Consider the following 15,671-nt stretch of genomic DNA (forward strand, 5'->3'; position numbering starts at 1 on the left):
GTCCGCGGCGTACACCTTGTGCCGCACCCGGCGCGGCAGTGGTTCGGTCACCAGCACGAAGCCGCGTCGTGGCAGCACGGGCAGGAAGACGCCCGCGAGGCCGGCCACGGCGGCACCCCAGGTGCCGGCCGCGTTGACGACCGCCGGGGCGTGGACGTCACCCCGGTCGGTCCGGACGCCGCGTACCGCCCCGTCCGCCCCGCGCAGCACCTCGGTCACGGTCCGCCCTGTCAGGAGCCGCGCCCCCGAGGCCCGTACCAGGTGCGCCGCGGCGAGCGCCGGCATCACCTGGGTGTCCTGGGGGTAGTGCACGGCGCCCGCGAGGCCGGACGCCAAATGGGGTTCCAGGGAGTGGAGTTGATCGGCGGCGACGGGCACCGCCTCGACCCCGGCGGCTCGTTGTCCCGCCGCGAAGGTCTCCAGCGCGGTGAGCCCCTCGGGCGTGGCGGCCACGACGACGCCCCCTTTGGCCTCGTACTCGACGGCCTCGCCCAGTTCCTCCCCGAGATCGGCCCACAGGCGCCCCGACAGCAGGGCGAGGTCGAGTTCGGGACCGGGTCCCTTGTCGGAGACGAGCAGATCGCCCTCACCCGCGCCGGTGGTCCCGCCGGCCACCGGGCCACGGTCCAGCAGAGCGACGTCGAGGCCCGCCCGGGCCATGTACAACGCGCAGGCCGCGCCGACCATTCCGGCTCCGACGATCACGACATCACAGGTCAGCCGCACGCTCACATCAGTAATATGTCACACACTTCTTTCCTCGGGAAGCACGGCAGGGACAGCCGGGTGGCGGGCCCGCACCGCATCCCGCTCCCGTTCACACCCGGCTCCCGGACGCCGTGTCGGCGGACAGCCGCTGGGCCGCGTAGATCGGGAGCACGGAGAGCAGGACGAGCACCGCCGCCACGACGTTCACGACCGGTGCCTGCTGGGGCCGCGTCATGTTGTTGAAGATCCAGATCGGCAGGGTCTCGATGCCGGGCCCGGCCGTGAACGTCGTCACCACGATCTCGTCGAAGGAGAGCGCGAAGGCGAGCAGTCCGCCCGCCAGCAGGGCCGAGCGCACCAGCGGGAAGGTGACGTCGGCGAAGGCCCGGAAGGTGTCCGCGCCCAGATCCATCGCCGCTTCCTCGTACGAGCCCGAGGTACGCCGAAGCCTCGCGACGACGTTGTTGAAGACGACCACGATGCAGAAGGTGGCGTGGCCGACGATCACGGTGAACAGGCCGAGACCGACGCCGAGTGGCTCAAGCACCGTACTGAACGCCGAGTTGAGCGCGATGCCCGTGACGATGCCGGGCAGCGCGATCGGCAGGACGACCACGAACGAGATGGCGCCGCGGCCGAAGAACCGGTGCCGGGCCACGGCGAAGGCGATCAGCGTGCCCAGCACCAGGGCGATGCCCGTGGCGCCGAGGCCCGCCTTCACCGAGACCCAGAGCGCCGCGCGGGCCCCCTCGTTCTCCCAGGCGACCGACCACCAGCGGAAGGTGAGTCCAGACGGTGGCCAGCTCGCGCTGCGGTCCGGGTTGAAGGAGTTGACCAGGACCAGCGCGAGCGGGACGTAGATGAACGCGAAGCCGACCCCGGCGGCGACGCGGAGCGCGATGCGCGCGGAACGGGAGAGTTGCACGGCGGGCTCCTCAGAGACTGCTCAGGGCGCCCGTGCGGCGCATCGCGAGCAGGTAGAGCACGATGACGACGACGGGGACCGTGCCGAGCGCGGCGGCCATGGGCAGGTTCAGTTCGATGTTGGAGTAGACGAGATTGCCGATCAGCTGGGTCTTGCCGCCGACGATCTGCACGGTGATGTAGTCCCCCAGACTGAGCGAGAAGGTGAAGACCGAGCCGGCCGCCACGGACGGCAGCACCATCGATACCACGACCGAGCGGAAGAAAAGGTTGAGTCAACGCACAAGGTGGTGGCCGTGAAGCAGTACGTGAACAACAACGCCGAGGGTGCCCGCAGAGCCGTTTTCACCCCCGTGGACAATCGCGCCCGGGTGGACACGGTCATCCGCAGGCTCAGCGACGCCATCGAGCTCGGCCTGCTCGCCGACGGGGAGCAGCTGCCCGGTGAGACGGAGCTGGCCGGTCAGCTCGGCGTGTCCACGGTCACCCTGCGCGAGGCGCTGATGGCGCTGCGCCAGCAAGGGCTGGTCACCACCCGCAGGGGGCGCGGCGGCGGCAGCTTCGTCTCCCTTCCCGAGGTCCCCGGCGAGGAGCGGCTCAGGATGCGGCTGGCCGGCTGGAGCACGGAGGAGCTGCGCGATCTGGGCGACCACTGGGCCGCCCTGTCGGGCGCGGCCGCCCAGCTGGCCGCGGAGCGCACGGAGCCGGGCGACCTACGGCAATTGCGCCGCACCCTGCATGAGTTGGCGTCCGCCGAGGACGCCGCGGCGCGCAGCCGGATCTACGGCCGGTTCCATGTCGAGCTCGCCGCGGCGGCCCAGTCCGCCCGGCTGACCCGCGAGCAGGTCGCGCTCCAGACAGAGGTGGGGGCACTGTTGTGCCTCGTGTTCGGGGACGACGCATATCGTGAAGAAGTCGCAGACCGTCACCGCTCCGTAATCTCGGCCGTGCAAGATGGAGCCCACGCATCGGCCAGAGCGCTGGCCGAGCGGTGCGTCCAGGCCTCGACGGCACGGCTCATCGCCCTCCGCCTCGCGATGCCGCGCGCCACGTCCGGTCCCCGTCCGCTGGAGGGCACCCATGAGCAGGAGCCCCGGTCCGGCCGGCGCCACGGCGACGCTTGACGCGACACCGGAGGCGGCCGTCGCCGCCCAGGTCCGCTCCACCCTCGAGGCCGTGTTCGAGGCGGTCGCCGAGACCCGCGCCGACACCACGGCCCGGCTCACCGGGGTCGCCGCGCAGGGCCGTCGCCCCGCGACCGTCGACCTGGCCGCGCTGCGCCCAGGGCTTCATCTCCGGCTCACCCGGCAGGAGTTGGTGTCGGGCGTCGGGTTCGTCGCCGCGCCGGGACTGCTGAGTGACGTACCGGCGTGGCTGGAGTGGTGGCAGACCGGCTCCGACGGGGACGTACGGCCGCTGCTGCTCGACCTCGACCCCGCGCACTCCGCGTACTCCGACTACACGCACTGGGACTGGTTCACCCTCCCCCGTGACACCGGGCAGCGGGCGGTCGCCGGGCCCTATGTGGACTACCTCTGCTCCGACGAGTACAGCCTGACACTGTCCGCACCCGTGCAGGTGGAGGGCCGGTTCGTGGGGGTCGCCGCGGCCGACGTCTATCTGCGGCACTTCGAGGCGGCGATCGTTCCGCTGCTCCAACAACTGCCCGGGGCCGCCCACTTGGTCAACGGGCGCGGGCGGGTGGCCGCGTCCGCCGATCCCGCGCATCTGGCCGGATCGCTCACCAAGGGCCCGGACTTCGGGGCCGTACTGGCAGGGGCGCGGACCGCGCGCCACGACGGGATGCGGCTGATCCCGTGCGACGGAGTGCCCCTCGTGCTCGTTGTGGTGGACCCCTGAGCGGGCCCACACCCCGGACCGCCGAGCGGGCTCACACCACGCGCAGCTCCGCCGCGCCGTTGCGTGTCCTGCGCGGTCCGGCCGTCATGTGCCGCGCCTCGCGCAGGACCAGGGTCATCCGCGTATAGCCCATGCCCTGAAGGGTCTTGGGGGTCTCGCCGACGATCCGACAGTCCGTTCGGCCCCAGCGGGGATCGGGGTGCATCAGCGGCCGTACGGCGCCGTCGTGCTCGACGGCGTCCGGGCCGACGGCGCGGATCCAGTGCGGCAGGCCCTGCCGGTAGGCGGCTTCCATGATCGGATCCTGGGCGATGTCCCGGCGGATCGACTGCAGCCCGCGGTCCTGGCCGTGGCGCTCCATGGCCGCGGCGAAGTGGGCCAGCATCGGCAGGCACCAGCGCGACTCGTGCTCACCGAGGACCGTTGCCGCGTCCGGGTGAAACAGGACGAACCGGAGGAAGTTGTCACCCGGCATCGCGGTCGGATGGGGGCCGACCCCGCCGAAAAGTGTCTCGAACGCGGCGTTGGACAACACGACGTCCCAGCGGTGGTCGAAGACGACCGACGGGAACGCGACGGCCTCCAGAAGAGCGGCGTAGTCCTGGAGATACGCCTGAGCCTCGAGACTCTCGGGGACAGGTCGCGGCTGGGACCGCTGCCATCCTGCCTGGTACGCCATCGGGAGGTCACCCCTCTTGCCTCTGCGGCCTTCACGCGGCGCCCCGATCCTGCTGCCCGAAGCTCAGCCATGTCAACTATCGTGGCATTTGGCGCTTGTTGACGGCTGATTCGCGCCACAGTTGTGGCGACAGCTGGATGTGAGTTCGAACGAGCGGCTACTCTCCAGTTGGTCCCTGAGCCTTGCGAGGGAGACCTGAGAAACCTGAGAGACCTGAGCGAGACTGAGAGAGACGTAGGAGATCAGTCGGTGACGGATGGCTTCGAAGTTCCGGGCGCCACGGCGACGGTTCTACTGCCGGCCGTCGTGGCCCGGGTCACCGCACTCGCCGACCGGCTCGATGTGCAGCAGTCCGAGGTTTTCGACGTCCAGCGCCTGTCGGCCGAGTCCGGCGTCCCCCAACCCGTGGTGCGGGCCCTGCTGAGCGGTCGCCCCGCCGGGGAACCCGATCTGCAGGCCCGCTTCCTCCAGCGCCTGGATCTGTTGCGCCGCACCCGGCTCAAGCCCAACGGGCGCAAATACACCCAACAGGAGATCGCCGACGGCGCCGGAATGTCGCGTCAACAGGCGGGCGCCCTGATCAATGGCGACCGGCGCCCCACCATGGAGCACTGCGACGCCATCCAGCGCTTCTTCCGGGTGCACGCCGGGTTCCTGACGGCCGAGGACTCCGAGGCACTCGTGGGCGCCCTGCAGCGCTCGGAGCAGGAGCTGCTGCAACAGCTCGCCGGCCGCGAGCGCGAGGCGGCCGCGGCCGCCGGCGACCCGCTGGAGCGGCTGCTGCAGGACCACGGCGTCCGCGGAATCGCCTGGCGTGCCGCGCAGTTGCCCACCGACCAGCACCGCGACAAGGTCGCCGAGTGGCTGGACATGCTCCTGGAGAGCGTCAAGCGGCCCGAGTCGTGATCCGGGGGAGAACTGTGGGCATCGGAAAGGACATGCGCCGCCTGTGCGGCGAGTTGGTCGCGGAGCTGTCGCTCCCGGCGCCGGCGGAACCCGCCGCCCTGTACGCCGCCCTGTGTGACGCCATGAGCAGACGCCGCGGCCGTCCCGTCCAGTTCCGTACGGCCGCCTTCCCGCCCGGCACCGCCAGCGGACTGTGGCTCGACATGGCCGACCAGGACCTCGTCGTCATCGAGGAACGCACCGCCCCCGACCACCAGTTGGTGATCCTCGGCCATGAGCTGTGGCACATGAAGGCCGGGCACTGCAGTCACCATGTCGAGGGCGCGGCCGTCGCGGCCCGTTTACTCAGCGACACCGCCGATCTGCAGGCGACCGTCCTGAGGGTCGCCGCACGCACCCGTTTCGACCTCGCGAACGAGAAGGAGGCCGAGAGCTTCGGTCTGCTGCTCGCCAGCAAGTGCCGTACGTGGCTGGCCGGTTCGCCGCTGCGCGGGCCGGTGAGCCGGGACGGTCTGGCCGGCCGCATCGAGGCGTCCCTGGGGTACCGCGGACCGCAGGGCTGAGGCGCCTTCCCGGACATGGACGGACCCAGCTACTACGTCCCAGCCGCCGCCATGGGCGCCGCCCTCGCCGTCAAGGCGCCCACCCTGATCCGCGGCTGGCGCGACCCGCTGCTGCGATCGGTGGGCGTCCTGCTGGCGCTGGCCAGCCTGGTGTTCCTCTTCGCAGCCCCGCCCACCATCGCCGAGGTCAACGACCTCACCGGTATCCCCAACGTCTCGGCGCCCCTGGTCTACTGCCTGTTGAGCGTCTTCAGCGCGTCCTGCCTGGTGCTGATCATCCACTGGCGCGGCGGACCCCCCGAGGTCACCCGCCGGCTCTCCCGCCGCTGGATCACCGGGTACGGCGTCGTCAGCGTGGCGCTGGTCGTGCTCTACCTGCTCGGGGACTGCCCCGAGGAGCGCCTGCGGGACCTCGACACCTACTACGCGAACACCCCGTTCATCCGCGAGATGATCGTCCTCTACCTCGCCGCACTGACCGTCGCGGGCGTCGCGATGAACGTCATGTGCTGGCGCTGGGCCCGGCAGGTGGACGGCTGGCTGCGCGCCGGGCTGCTGACGATCGCGGTCGGCTTCCTCTTCAACGTCCCCTACGCGGCGGCCAAGTTCATCGCCGTGGCGGCCCGCTGGAACGGCGCGAACCTGGACGGTCTGAGCACCGACGTGGCCCCCGTCCTGGCCTCCGTCGGAGCGCAGGTCAGCGCGGTCGGCTTCCTGCTCCCGCTGGCCGGTCAGCGTATCGGGGACAGTATGACCACCTGGTCGACGTACCGGCGGCTCGGACCACTGTGGCGCGAGCTGAGGACGGTCTCGGCCCACGCGGACCACGCGGTGCCGATCTCCTGGTGGTCCTCCGCCGAACTCCAGGTCACCCAGCGGGAGTCCGACATCCACGACGGCATGCTCAGCCTGTACCCCTACTTCGACTCCGAGGTACGCTCCCTCGCCTACGACGCGGCCGTGACGGCCGGCTCCGAGCCCGCCCAGGCGCAGGCCGAGGCCGACGCGGCGATGGTGACGGCGGCGGTGCGGGCCAGGGCGGCCGACCCGGAGGGCAGGGTCATCAGCGCCGCTGAGGCCGCCACCGCCAGCGCCGCTTCCGCCGAGGGTCCACGCGACCTCGTACGGATGTCGATGGCCCTGCGTCAGTCACCCGTCGTCGCGGCCGTCCGAGGACGGGCCGCGACCAGGTCAGAGAGCGACTTCCATGAGCAATCCCGCTAGATCGGCACCGGACGACAGAGGTACGGCCCCCCGTCGGGCCGTCGTCATCGGCGCGGGGACGGCCGGCCTGCTGGCCGCCGCAGCCCTGGACCCGTACGCCGAGGTCACCGTCGTCGAACGCGACGTCCTGCCGGACGGGCCCGTGCCGCGCAAGGGTCTGCCGCAGGCCCGGCACGCCCATCTGCTGCTGTCCGGCGGCGCCCGTGCGATGGAGGAGCTGCTGCCGGGGGTGACCGCCGCCTGGCTCGCCGCGGGCGCCCGCCGGATCCCGATGCCCACCGGATTCGTCTCACTGACGGCGCAGGGCTGGCTGCGTCGCTGGCCCGAGATGGAGTTCATGATCTCGTGCAGCCGTGATCTGCTCGACTCGGTGCTGCGCGACCAGGTCGCCGGGAAGGACCGGGTGACCGTCGTGGACGGCACCGAGCTGCTCAGTCTGGAGGGCGACGCCTCCCGGGTGACGGGCGTGCGCGTACGGACGCGCGACGGCGAGCAGCGGGTGCTGCCGGCCGACCTGGTGGTGGACGCCTCGGGGCGCGGCTCACGATCCTCCGTCTGGCTCGACGCGCTGGGCGTCGCGCCGGCGCCGCTGGACGAGGTCGACTCCGGACTCACCTACGCCAGCCGCGTCTTCCGGGCTCCGGCGGGCACCGAGAACTATCCCGTCGTCGGTGTGCAGCCCGACCCGGCGCAGCCCGTGCCGGGGCGGTCCGCGACGATCGTGCCCCTCGAAGGCGGGCGCTGGCTGGTGACGCTGTCGGGCACCCGCGAGGGACAGCCGACGGACTCCGCCGAGGAGTTCGAGCCGTTCGCGCGCGGCTTGCGGCACCCCGTGGTGGGCGAGCTGATCGCGCACGCGCAGCCGCTGACGGACGTCGCCATCAGCCGCAGCACGATCAACCGGCGGCGCTTCTTCGAGAAGGTCAAGGGCTGGCCGGAGGGGTTCGTCGCGCTCGGCGACGCCGTCGCCACGTACAACCCGGTCTACGGGCACGGCATGTCGGTGGCCGCGCAGGGCGCGCTGGCGCTGCGCGGGCAGCTCGCCGAGCACGGGATCGCGGCGCCGGGGCTCGCGCGGCGGGTGCAGCGGGCGGTGGCGCTTCCGGTGACCATCGCCTGGGAGCTGGCCACGGGCACGGACATCCGCTACCCGGGCGCGATCGGCGAGCAGCCCAGGGCCACCAGGAAGTTGCTGGGGCGCTATGTCGACCGGCTCCTGCGCACGGCGGCGGGACGCCCCCTGGTCGCCCAGGCGTTCCTGGCCGCTGCCACCCTCTCCGCACCCCTGACCACGCTGCTCAGGCCGGAGGTCGTCGTCGCCGTGCTGCGCGGCCCGCGCCGCCCTCCCCTGACCGCGCCGCCCCTCACGGCCGAGGAACGGGAAACGGTACTGGGCGCCCCGGAGGCGTCGGGAGCACCGACACCCGGCTGAGCCGAGGGCGGGCGTCGAGTGGCGCCGGCCACCGTCGGCGGAGACAGGCGTCGGCGGCAGGCGTCACGTCGCGCTGCGTTCGCTCGCCTCACGCAGGTCGCGTTCCACCGCCCGGTTGTGGGCCGTGTCCGGTCGGCCGGCCGTCGTCCCGGGGCGGCCCGCGCGCAGCAGTTCGCGCCAGTGCTCACGGCTCCAGTCGGCCGGGCTGGTGGTGCTGGTGAACTCCTCGACGAGGGCGAGGAAACGGGCCGGGTCACTGTGGAAGGGGAAGTGGCCCGCGCCCCCGAAGATCTCCAGCCGGCTGCCCGGCATGGCCTGGTGCGCGCCGTACGCGTGCCGCACCGGCACCACGCTGTCCCGGTCGCCCCAGAGCAGCATCGTGGGCATGCCTTCGGTCAGATAACAGCGGTCGAGCATGGTCACCGCCTGACCGCGCCAGTCGACGACCGCCCGCAGGGAGCGGATGAACGCGCTGCGGGAGGTCGCGTCGGGCAGCGCGTCGACGAGGTTGAGCAACTCCGGCGCGTCCTGTCCCAGATCGGTGTCCAGGAGTCTCATCATGCGCAGGAACAGGCCGACTTGGAGCCGCATGCCGGGCAGTCGCAGCAAGGAGAGCATCAGGTGGGCGCCCGGCAGCGAGACAGCCCGCAGTACGGGGTTGACCTCGCCGCCGACGCCGCCCGCGCTGACCAGGATCAGCCGCTCGGTGCGCTCCGGGAACTGGTAGGCGAACTGCATGGCGACACCGCCGCCGAGCGAGTGCCCGACCAGGGTGGCGGACTCGATGTCGAGCGTGGTGAGCAGATCACGGACCCCGTTGGCGTACGCGGCCACCGAGTAGTCGGCGCGCGGCTTGTCGGAGGAGCCGTGGCCTAGGAGGTCGGGCGCGATCACCGTGTGGGAGCGGGCGAGGTCGGGGATCAGGTCCGCCCAGGTCGCCGAGGAGTCGCCGATGCCGTGGATCAGGACGAGCGCGGGGCCCTCACCGGCCACGCGGTAGGCACGGCGGTAGCCGTGCACGACGCGGTGCCGCAGGCGCGGCTCCGCGCCGCCGACTGAGCGCAGCCGCAGGTTGCGCCGTGGACGCCGAGGCGGTACGTCGACCATGGGCTCACCTCCCGTTCCGGGCCGCCGAGATGGCGCTTCCCGGCTCTTCTCACCAGCGTAGGGCCCCTGTCCCACAAGGGATTTCCGTGATGTTTCGCCTCGGCTAAGCGGGCGAACCTCCGCGCATCGAAACCGGATTGTCAGTGGCGGTTGGCAAGCTGGAGGCACGTACCGCCATGTACCGCTTCCACCAGCCGACCCGGGGAGAGCCGTCCGATGCCGACCGCCGTACTGACCGACCGCGAACGCGCCGCCGTGCAGGCCTATCTGCGTCTCCTGCAGACCGTTCGAGCAGCGTTCGACGGTCCGCCGGACGGGAGTCGACCACCCGTCGTGCCGCCCTCCGCGCTCGCCGAGGCGGAGCAGGCGCTGGCGGCGGCCGGGCTCGCGGGCAACGAGGAGGAGTTCTTCCATCTCCTGCACAGCTGGTGCCCGGAGCCCGGAGGGCGACTTGGCTAGACGCCGTCGGCCTCGGTGTGCGGGACGGTGACGGCCGTGGCCAGCAGGCCTCGTCGCACGGTCCAGCGTCCTTCGAAGGACTGGATGCGTCGCCCGTTCACCAGTGGTCCCGGCACCAGGAGTTCGGCGCGCAGAGCGCCGGAGCGCGCGGAGCCGCCGTCCGCGCGGAGTTCGATGTCCGCCTCGAAGAAGTCCAGCCACTTTCCGGTGAGGGGGTACCACGCCTTGTAGACGGACTCCTTGGCGCTGAACAGCAGCCGGTCCCAGTGCACGGAGGCGTCCCGTTCCGCCAGCTCGCGCAGCCGGTCGTGCTCCGTGGGCAGCGCCACGGAGACGATGACGTCGTCCGGGAGCTCCTCGTGGGGTTCGGCGTCGATGCCCAGGGAGGCCAGGTCGGTGGCGCGGGCGAGGGAGGCGGCGCAGTAGCCCTCGCAGTGCGTCATGCTGCCGATCAGTCCGGCGGGCCAGACGGGCGCCCCGTGTTCGCCGCGCAGGACGGCCTGCGCGGGCACACCGAGCTTCTCCATGGCCCGGCGGGCGCAGGCGCGTACGGCGGCGAACTCATGGCGCCGCTTCTCCACGGACCTCGCCACGAGCTGCTGCTCCCCGGGGTACAGCGGCGCGCCCCGGTCCTGGTCGTCACCGTGTGTCTCCACGGTCACGACCGAATCCGGGAGCAGCTCCTCGATCACCGGTTCCGACCTCCATCGGCAGTATGCGGCGCAGGGTGTCCGGCGGGCCGGGGCGGGGGCGCCACTCGCGGGGGTATCCCACCGAGACCTCTTCGAAGCGGACGCCCTCGTGGTGGGTGGTCCGCGGGATGTGCAGATGACCGTAGACCATGACCTGTACGCGGAAGCGGCGGTGCCAGTCCGAGGTCAGCCGGGTGCCGCACCACATGGCGAACTCGGGGTAGTGCAGGACGTCGGTCGGGTGGCGGTCCAACGGGTAGTGGTTGACCAGGACGGTGGGCAGGTCCTCGGGCAGTTCGGCGAGTCTGCGCTCGGTCTCGGCGACCCGGGCCCGGCACCAGGCCTCGCGGCTCGGGTAGGGGTCGGGGTGCAGGATGTGTTCGTCGGTGCAGATCACCCCGGTCCCCTCGGCGTACGCCATGCCCTCGTCCTTGGTCGCACAGCCCGGCGGCAGGAACGAGTAGTCGTAGAGCAGGAAGAGCGGTGCGACGACCGCGGGGCCGCCCGGTCCGTCCCAGACGGGGTAGGGGTCCTCGGGGGTCGTGACGCCCAATTCCCGGCACAGGGAAACGAGATGCTCGTAGCGGGCGACACCGCGCAGTTGCACGGAGTCCTTGGGATGGGTCCACAGCTCGTGGTTGCCGGGCGCCCAGACGACCTTGCGGAAGCGTCCGCTGAGGGTTTCGAGGGCCCAGCGGATGTCGTCCACGGTCTCCGAGACGTCACCGGCCACGAGGAGCCAGTCGTCGTCGGTGTGGGGGCGCATCTTCTCGACCAGGGCGCGGTTCTCCTCGTACCCGATGTGCAGGTCGCTGATGGCCAGCAGGTTTCCGTGTCCGCCGGCCGTCGACCGCACCCTCGCCACCTCCGAGAAAAGGACTGGAAACACAAGAACACATTCGCCTCCGCGGGACAAGGACGGCCCGCGCGCCGGTCTCCGCGCCCCGGCGCGTCGGGCGTGTTTTCGGGGTCTCGGGAAATCCGTAACACGCCCGTAGCGTCACACCGGCCTCGCGCCCCTTATGATCGCCCCAACACAACCGCCACGAACCTTTCTCGACGTATGGCGGTTTGCTGTTCCTCCCTCTCCCCTGGCCGGGCACGGCCTGCTCCGCCGTGCCCGGAACCCTGAAAGGCGGCCTGCATGGGTTCTCGCGTACGCGTCTGGCTCAACCGCACGTACGCGGAGAACGTGTTCTTCATGGACCAGCTGCGAAGTAATCCGCAGCTGCGCCCGGTCGAGATCCATGCCACCCACGGCGATCCCGACTCCCCCGTGCTGGCCGCCGCCGACACCGCAGCCATGGAGCCGGAGGGTCTCTCCCCGGCCGCGTACGTCGAGTACGCCCTGGACCAGTGCGCGCGCCACTCCGTCGACGTGTTCGTGCCGGTCCTGCACCAGGCGGCGATCGTGGCGCACCGCGCCGAGTTCACGGCGCTCGGCACGGCCCTGCTGGCGCCGCCCTCCGAGGCCGTGGCCGTCTTCCAGGACAAGGCCACCGCGTACCAGGCGGTGCAGGCGGTCGGCGTGCCGGTGCCGCCGTGGTGGCGGGTGCGCACCGAGGAGGAGCTCGTCGCCGCGGTCGAGGCGCTGGAGGCCGAGGGTCACAAGGCCTGCTTCAAGCCGGCGGCAGGGGCGGGCGGAGTGGGCTTCCGCGTGATCACGCGCGCCCCCTTCTCGCTCGCGCACCTCAACGGATTTCCGAGCCCGTACGTGCCGCTCGATCTGGTCGTGGAGGCGCTGCGGACGGCGGACGAGCCCGTCGACTGGCTGGTCATGCCGCTCCTGGGGCAGCCGGAGGTGTCCGTCGACTGCCTCACGGCGCCGGACGGCCGGGTCCGTATGGCGGTGGGCCGCACCAAGAACGGACGGCGTCGCGGTTTCACGCTGCACCCTTCGTTCATCGAGCCCGCGCGGCTGCTCGCGGAGGCGTTCGGACTGCACTATCTGACGAACATTCAGTTCCGGATGTTCGGTGACGATCCGGTCCTCATGGACGTCAACACCCGCCCGGCGGGCGGCCTGCACCAGCTCTCCCAGTGCGGAATCAACGCGCCCTGGGCTGCGGTGCAGTTGGCGCTCGGTGAGGAGCCGGGCGAGATGGTGCCGCCGCTGCTCGGACAGGACTACACCGTGCTCGCGGGACCGCGTCCGGTGCGTCCGGTATCGCTGCCGCAGCAGCGCACCGAAACTCCCGCGTCCACGCTGCCCGCCGTGCCCGCCCCGGCTTCGGAGCCCGTGCCCGCCCATGCGCCCAAGGCCTCCAACGCGGCGACGGCGGCCATCGCCCCCGCCTGACCCCCGCACCCACCTCCCGGCCCCGCCCCTCACGTCACACCCCCACCATCCACTCACCGGTCTGGACCAATTCCCCGCAATGCCTTGACACCGGGATTGGTCCATACCAACTTGGATGCGCACCTCTCAGCACTCCCGAAGCACTCCCGAACATCCCCATTCCTTCAGGGAGATCGCGTGCGCATCACCGACCTCAGAACAGACCTCAGGCGCTCCAGACATCGCGTCCTCGCACTGCTCGGCACCGCCGCCCTGGCCCTGGCCGGGGCGGTCGCCCTACCCACCACGGCCCAGGCGGCCAACATCCTGTCCAACCCCGGCTTCGAGTCGGGCAGCCTCTCCCCCTGGTCCTGCACCGGGAACCTCGGCTCGGTCGTCTCCAGCCCCGTACACGGCGGCTCCAAGGCCCTGGCGGGGGCGGTGAGTTCGAGTGACATCGCCCAGTGCAGCCAGACCGTCTCGGTCCAGCCGAACACCACGTACAGCCTCTCGGGCTGGGTGCGCGGCAGCTATGTCTACCTGGGCGTGGACGGCGGTGCCTCGACGTGGACGTCGTCCCCGTCGGCGTACAGCCAGCTCAGCGTCTCCTTCACGACCGGCGCCGCGCAGACCAGCGCCAAGATCTACGTCCACGGCTGGTACGCGCAGGGCACCTACTACGCCGACGACGTCAGCCTGGACGGTCCGGGCGGCGGAGGCGGCGCCGACACCCAGGCACCGACCGCGCCGACGAACCTGACCTCCACCGGCAAGACCTCCTCCAGCGTGTCGCTGTCGTGGGGCGCGTCGAGCGACAACGTGGGCGTCACCGCGTACGACATCTACAGCGGCTCGAACCAGGTGCTGAGCGTGTCGGGTACGAGCGCGACAGTCAGCGGCCTCTCGTCGAGCACCGCCTACACCTTCACGGTGAAGGCACGGGACGCGGCCGGGAACACCTCCGGGGCCTCCAACTCCGTGTCCGTGACCACGGACGCGGGCAGCGGCGGCGGCACCGGCTTCAAGCAGGCGGCACCGTACCTCTACCTCGGCTGGGGCGACCCGCCGAGCGCGACCTCGGTGATGAGCTCGACCGGGGTCAAGTGGTTCACGATGGCGTTCATGCTGGACTCGGGCGGCTGCAACCCCGCCTGGGACGGCAGCAGGGCGCTCACCGGTGGCAACGACCAGACCGTCATCAACCAGATCCGCTCGGCCGGCGGTGACATCGTCCCGTCGTTCGGCGGCTGGCAGGGCAGCAAGCTCGGCGCCAACTGCTCCTCGGCGAGCGCGCTCGCCGGTGCGCTGCAGAAGGTCATCGACGCCTATGGCCTCAAGGCGATCGACATGGACATCGAGAACACGGACGAGTTCGAGAACGAGGCCGTCCAGGCCAAGATCCTGACCGCGCTGAAGACCGTCAAGGCCAACAACCCGGGCCTGAAGACGATCGTCACCTTCGGCACCTCGACAACCGGCCCGACCTACTACGGCAACCGGCTCATCGAGCAGGCGCAGTCGCTGAACGCGGGCATCGACGTCTTCACCATCATGCCCTTCGACTTCGGCGGCGGCTCCGACATGTACGGCAACACCGTCAACGCCGCCGAGGGGCTGAAGGCCAAGCTGAAGTCCACCTTCGGCTGGGGCGACGCCACGGCCTACTCCCACATCGGCATCTCCGGCATGAACGGTCTGTCCGACCAGCAGGAGAACACCACCCCGGCGATCTGGACCCAGATCCGCGACTGGGCGAACTCGCACCACATCGCCCGCCTCGCCTACTGGGCGGTCAACCGTGACCGGCCCTGCCCCGGCGGCGGCGTGGTGAGCAACTGCTCCGGCATCAGCCAGAACAACTGGCAGTTCACCTCCATCACGGCCGGGTTCACCGGCTGACACCACCGAGCGTGGGGGTATCCGGCCGTCAGACGGTCGGGTACCCCCACGCCCGCGCCAACTCGGCCAGCCTGGGCGGGAGTTCGACAGTAGATCCGGCGGCCTTGGCGGGCTGGATACGGCCCGACCTGATGGTGTCGCTCCAGTCGCCGAGCTGGGGGCGGAAGGCTCCGTGGTCCTGACGGCCGTAGTCGAGCATGCCGCTCTCCCAGGGGACACCGAGGTAATCGCACAGGCCCCGGGTGGTCCGCTCGGGATCGGCGGTGAGTTCCTCGTACGTGATCACGTGCGCGTCGAGGTTCTGCCGGGCCTCCTCCAGCTTCTCGCTGTAGCCGAGCACCTCCTCGTGGATGGCCTCGAGGCCGGGGTCCGAGCGGCGGTTCGTCAGCGAGGCGATGACCGCCCCGGGGTGACGCAGCAGCACGATGTAACGGGCGCTGGGCCAACAACGGTGCAGGCGGGGCCAGACGAGGGTGTTCGGCGGGGTCTTGTCGACGATGATCCGCTTGCCGCTGCGGGTGAGTTCGAGGGGCAGCAGCCGGTCCCACAGGGCGTGCTCCAACTCGTCCTTGTCGAGTTCGAGGGCCCGCATGGCGTCCGCGGTGAAGTCCCGGGACAGGTGCACGTGGACGGTGCGCAGATGCATCTCGTGCGGGGCGCGGATCTGGCTGTGACTGTTGAGCAGCACCCGCAGCAGGGTCGAGCCGGAGCGCACGGACGAGAGCACGAAGACGGGCGAGTCCACCAGCCGCGGGGCGGGCGGGGCGACGTACGGCCCTGCGTCGGGCCCCTCGGGACTCCGGGGCGACGGCATCCCGTCGAGGGTTCGCCGCGGCGGACGTACCGCCTCCGCCATCAGCCTCCCCCGGCGCTTCAGTCCCTTGCCGATCGCGGACATACGCGGATCTCGCACCGTGACACCTCTTTCTCGCAGGTCCCC

15 protein-coding genes and 2 pseudogenes are annotated in these 15,671 nt (G+C 71.2%); 9 read left to right on the plus strand and 8 right to left on the minus strand.

Going from position 1 to position 15,671, the window contains the following annotated elements; genetic code table 11:
• From OG819_RS58815 to OG819_RS43190, 3 genes and pseudogenes are all read right to left on the minus strand, one after another.
• A pseudogene (locus tag OG819_RS58815) lies at positions 1–732 on the minus strand (NAD(P)/FAD-dependent oxidoreductase); the annotation flags it as partial.
• 85 nt (positions 733–817) lie between these two features.
• On the minus strand, positions 818–1,633 hold the full coding sequence (locus OG819_RS43185) for an ABC transporter permease (RefSeq protein WP_266631301.1): 816 nt from the start codon (positions 1,631–1,633) through the stop codon (positions 818–820).
• Positions 1,634–1,643: 10 nt separating this feature from the next.
• Positions 1,644–1,895: pseudogene (locus OG819_RS43190) on the minus strand (ABC transporter permease); the annotation flags it as partial.
• Positions 1,896–1,928: 33 nt separating this feature from the next.
• On the opposite strand from OG819_RS43190, the gene OG819_RS43195 reads away from it, so the two are divergent.
• On the plus strand, positions 1,929–2,756 hold the full coding sequence (locus OG819_RS43195; protein ID WP_266654813.1) for a GntR family transcriptional regulator: 828 nt from the start codon (positions 1,929–1,931) through the stop codon (positions 2,754–2,756).
• Positions 2,713–3,492: a cache domain-containing protein gene (locus OG819_RS43200; protein ID WP_266654815.1), complete on the plus strand. Its 780-nt coding sequence runs from the start codon at positions 2,713–2,715 to the stop codon at positions 3,490–3,492. Before OG819_RS43195 ends, OG819_RS43200 begins: the two co-directional genes overlap by 44 nt.
• A 31-nt stretch (positions 3,493–3,523) precedes the next feature.
• On the opposite strand, the gene OG819_RS43205 is transcribed toward OG819_RS43200, so the two are convergent.
• Positions 3,524–4,171: a hypothetical protein gene (locus OG819_RS43205; RefSeq protein ID WP_266631289.1), complete on the minus strand. Its 648-nt coding sequence runs from the start codon at positions 4,169–4,171 to the stop codon at positions 3,524–3,526.
• Positions 4,172–4,420: 249 nt separating this feature from the next.
• Here OG819_RS43205 and OG819_RS43210 point away from each other — a divergent pair, with 249 nt between their 5' ends.
• The 4 genes from OG819_RS43210 to OG819_RS43225 are packed head-to-tail and all read left to right on the plus strand — an operon-like array spanning position 4,421 to position 8,296.
• A complete protein-coding gene (locus tag OG819_RS43210; protein ID WP_266427874.1) occupies positions 4,421–5,077 on the plus strand; it encodes a helix-turn-helix transcriptional regulator in 657 nt (218 codons plus the stop codon).
• Between the two features lie 32 nt (positions 5,078–5,109).
• Positions 5,110–5,640: a toxin-antitoxin system, toxin component gene (locus OG819_RS43215; RefSeq protein ID WP_266634882.1), complete on the plus strand. Its 531-nt coding sequence runs from the start codon at positions 5,110–5,112 to the stop codon at positions 5,638–5,640.
• Positions 5,641–5,655: 15 nt separating this feature from the next.
• On the plus strand, positions 5,656–6,864 hold the full coding sequence (locus OG819_RS43220) for an MAB_1171c family putative transporter (RefSeq protein ID WP_266654817.1): 1,209 nt from the start codon (positions 5,656–5,658) through the stop codon (positions 6,862–6,864).
• Positions 6,848–8,296 (plus strand): FAD-dependent monooxygenase, encoded by a 1,449-nt coding sequence (locus OG819_RS43225; RefSeq protein ID WP_266654819.1) that lies wholly within the window; start codon positions 6,848–6,850, stop codon positions 8,294–8,296. The genes OG819_RS43220 and OG819_RS43225 overlap by 17 nt, the downstream gene beginning before the upstream one ends.
• 63 nt (positions 8,297–8,359) lie before the next feature.
• Here the strand turns inward: OG819_RS43225 and OG819_RS43230 are convergent, their stop codons facing one another.
• Entirely contained in the window at positions 8,360–9,403 is a 1,044-nt protein-coding gene (locus tag OG819_RS43230; RefSeq protein ID WP_266654821.1) for an alpha/beta fold hydrolase, read from the minus strand.
• 216 nt (positions 9,404–9,619) lie between these two features.
• On the opposite strand from OG819_RS43230, the gene OG819_RS43235 reads away from it, so the two are divergent.
• Positions 9,620–9,862 (plus strand): hypothetical protein, encoded by a 243-nt coding sequence (locus OG819_RS43235; RefSeq protein ID WP_266631282.1) that lies wholly within the window; start codon positions 9,620–9,622, stop codon positions 9,860–9,862.
• Here OG819_RS43235 and OG819_RS43240 read toward each other — a convergent pair.
• Together OG819_RS43240 and OG819_RS43245 are read right to left on the minus strand one after the other, a co-directional pair.
• The gene (locus OG819_RS43240; RefSeq protein ID WP_266631280.1) at positions 9,859–10,554 is read right to left on the minus strand and encodes a 4'-phosphopantetheinyl transferase; all 696 of its coding nucleotides are present in this window, start codon (positions 10,552–10,554) and stop codon (positions 9,859–9,861) included. The genes OG819_RS43235 and OG819_RS43240 overlap by 4 nt on opposite strands.
• Positions 10,502–11,410 carry a metallophosphoesterase gene (locus OG819_RS43245; RefSeq protein ID WP_266631278.1) on the minus strand — a complete coding sequence of 303 codons (909 nt, stop codon included), beginning with the start codon at positions 11,408–11,410 and terminating at the stop codon, positions 10,502–10,504. The genes OG819_RS43240 and OG819_RS43245 overlap by 53 nt, the downstream gene beginning before the upstream one ends.
• 288 nt (positions 11,411–11,698) lie before the next feature.
• Here OG819_RS43245 and OG819_RS43250 point away from each other — a divergent pair, with 288 nt between their 5' ends.
• Complete coding sequence (locus OG819_RS43250; RefSeq protein ID WP_266654823.1) at positions 11,699–12,853, plus strand: ATP-grasp domain-containing protein; 1,155 nt, start codon at positions 11,699–11,701, stop codon at positions 12,851–12,853.
• 177 nt (positions 12,854–13,030) lie between these two features.
• The gene (locus OG819_RS43255) at positions 13,031–14,731 is read left to right on the plus strand and encodes a carbohydrate binding domain-containing protein (RefSeq protein WP_266654825.1); all 1,701 of its coding nucleotides are present in this window, start codon (positions 13,031–13,033) and stop codon (positions 14,729–14,731) included.
• A 28-nt stretch (positions 14,732–14,759) separates the two neighbouring features.
• On the opposite strand, the gene OG819_RS43260 is transcribed toward OG819_RS43255, so the two are convergent.
• Positions 14,760–15,644: a sulfotransferase gene (locus tag OG819_RS43260; protein WP_266654827.1), complete on the minus strand. Its 885-nt coding sequence runs from the start codon at positions 15,642–15,644 to the stop codon at positions 14,760–14,762.
• Positions 15,645–15,671 lie beyond the last annotated feature (27 nt).

This window comes from Streptomyces sp. NBC_01549 (genome assembly GCF_026339955.1).
GTDB lineage: Bacteria > Actinomycetota > Actinomycetes > Streptomycetales > Streptomycetaceae > Streptomyces.

Coding starts and splice junctions, on each gene's coding strand:
- OG819_RS43200 (WP_266654815.1), top strand. CDS start 2,713: ATGAGCAGGAGCCCCGGTCCGGCCGGCGCCACGGCGACGCTTGACGCG.
- OG819_RS43205 (WP_266631289.1), bottom strand. CDS start 4,171: ATGGCGTACCAGGCAGGATGGCAGCGGTCCCAGCCGCGACCTGTCCCC.
- OG819_RS43215 (WP_266634882.1), top strand. CDS start 5,110: ATGCGCCGCCTGTGCGGCGAGTTGGTCGCGGAGCTGTCGCTCCCGGCG.
- OG819_RS43220 (WP_266654817.1), top strand. CDS start 5,656: ATGGACGGACCCAGCTACTACGTCCCAGCCGCCGCCATGGGCGCCGCC.
- OG819_RS43225 (WP_266654819.1), top strand. CDS start 6,848: ATGAGCAATCCCGCTAGATCGGCACCGGACGACAGAGGTACGGCCCCC.
- OG819_RS43230 (WP_266654821.1), bottom strand. CDS start 9,403: ATGGTCGACGTACCGCCTCGGCGTCCACGGCGCAACCTGCGGCTGCGC.
- OG819_RS43235 (WP_266631282.1), top strand. CDS start 9,620: ATGCCGACCGCCGTACTGACCGACCGCGAACGCGCCGCCGTGCAGGCC.
- OG819_RS43250 (WP_266654823.1), top strand. CDS start 11,699: ATGGGTTCTCGCGTACGCGTCTGGCTCAACCGCACGTACGCGGAGAAC.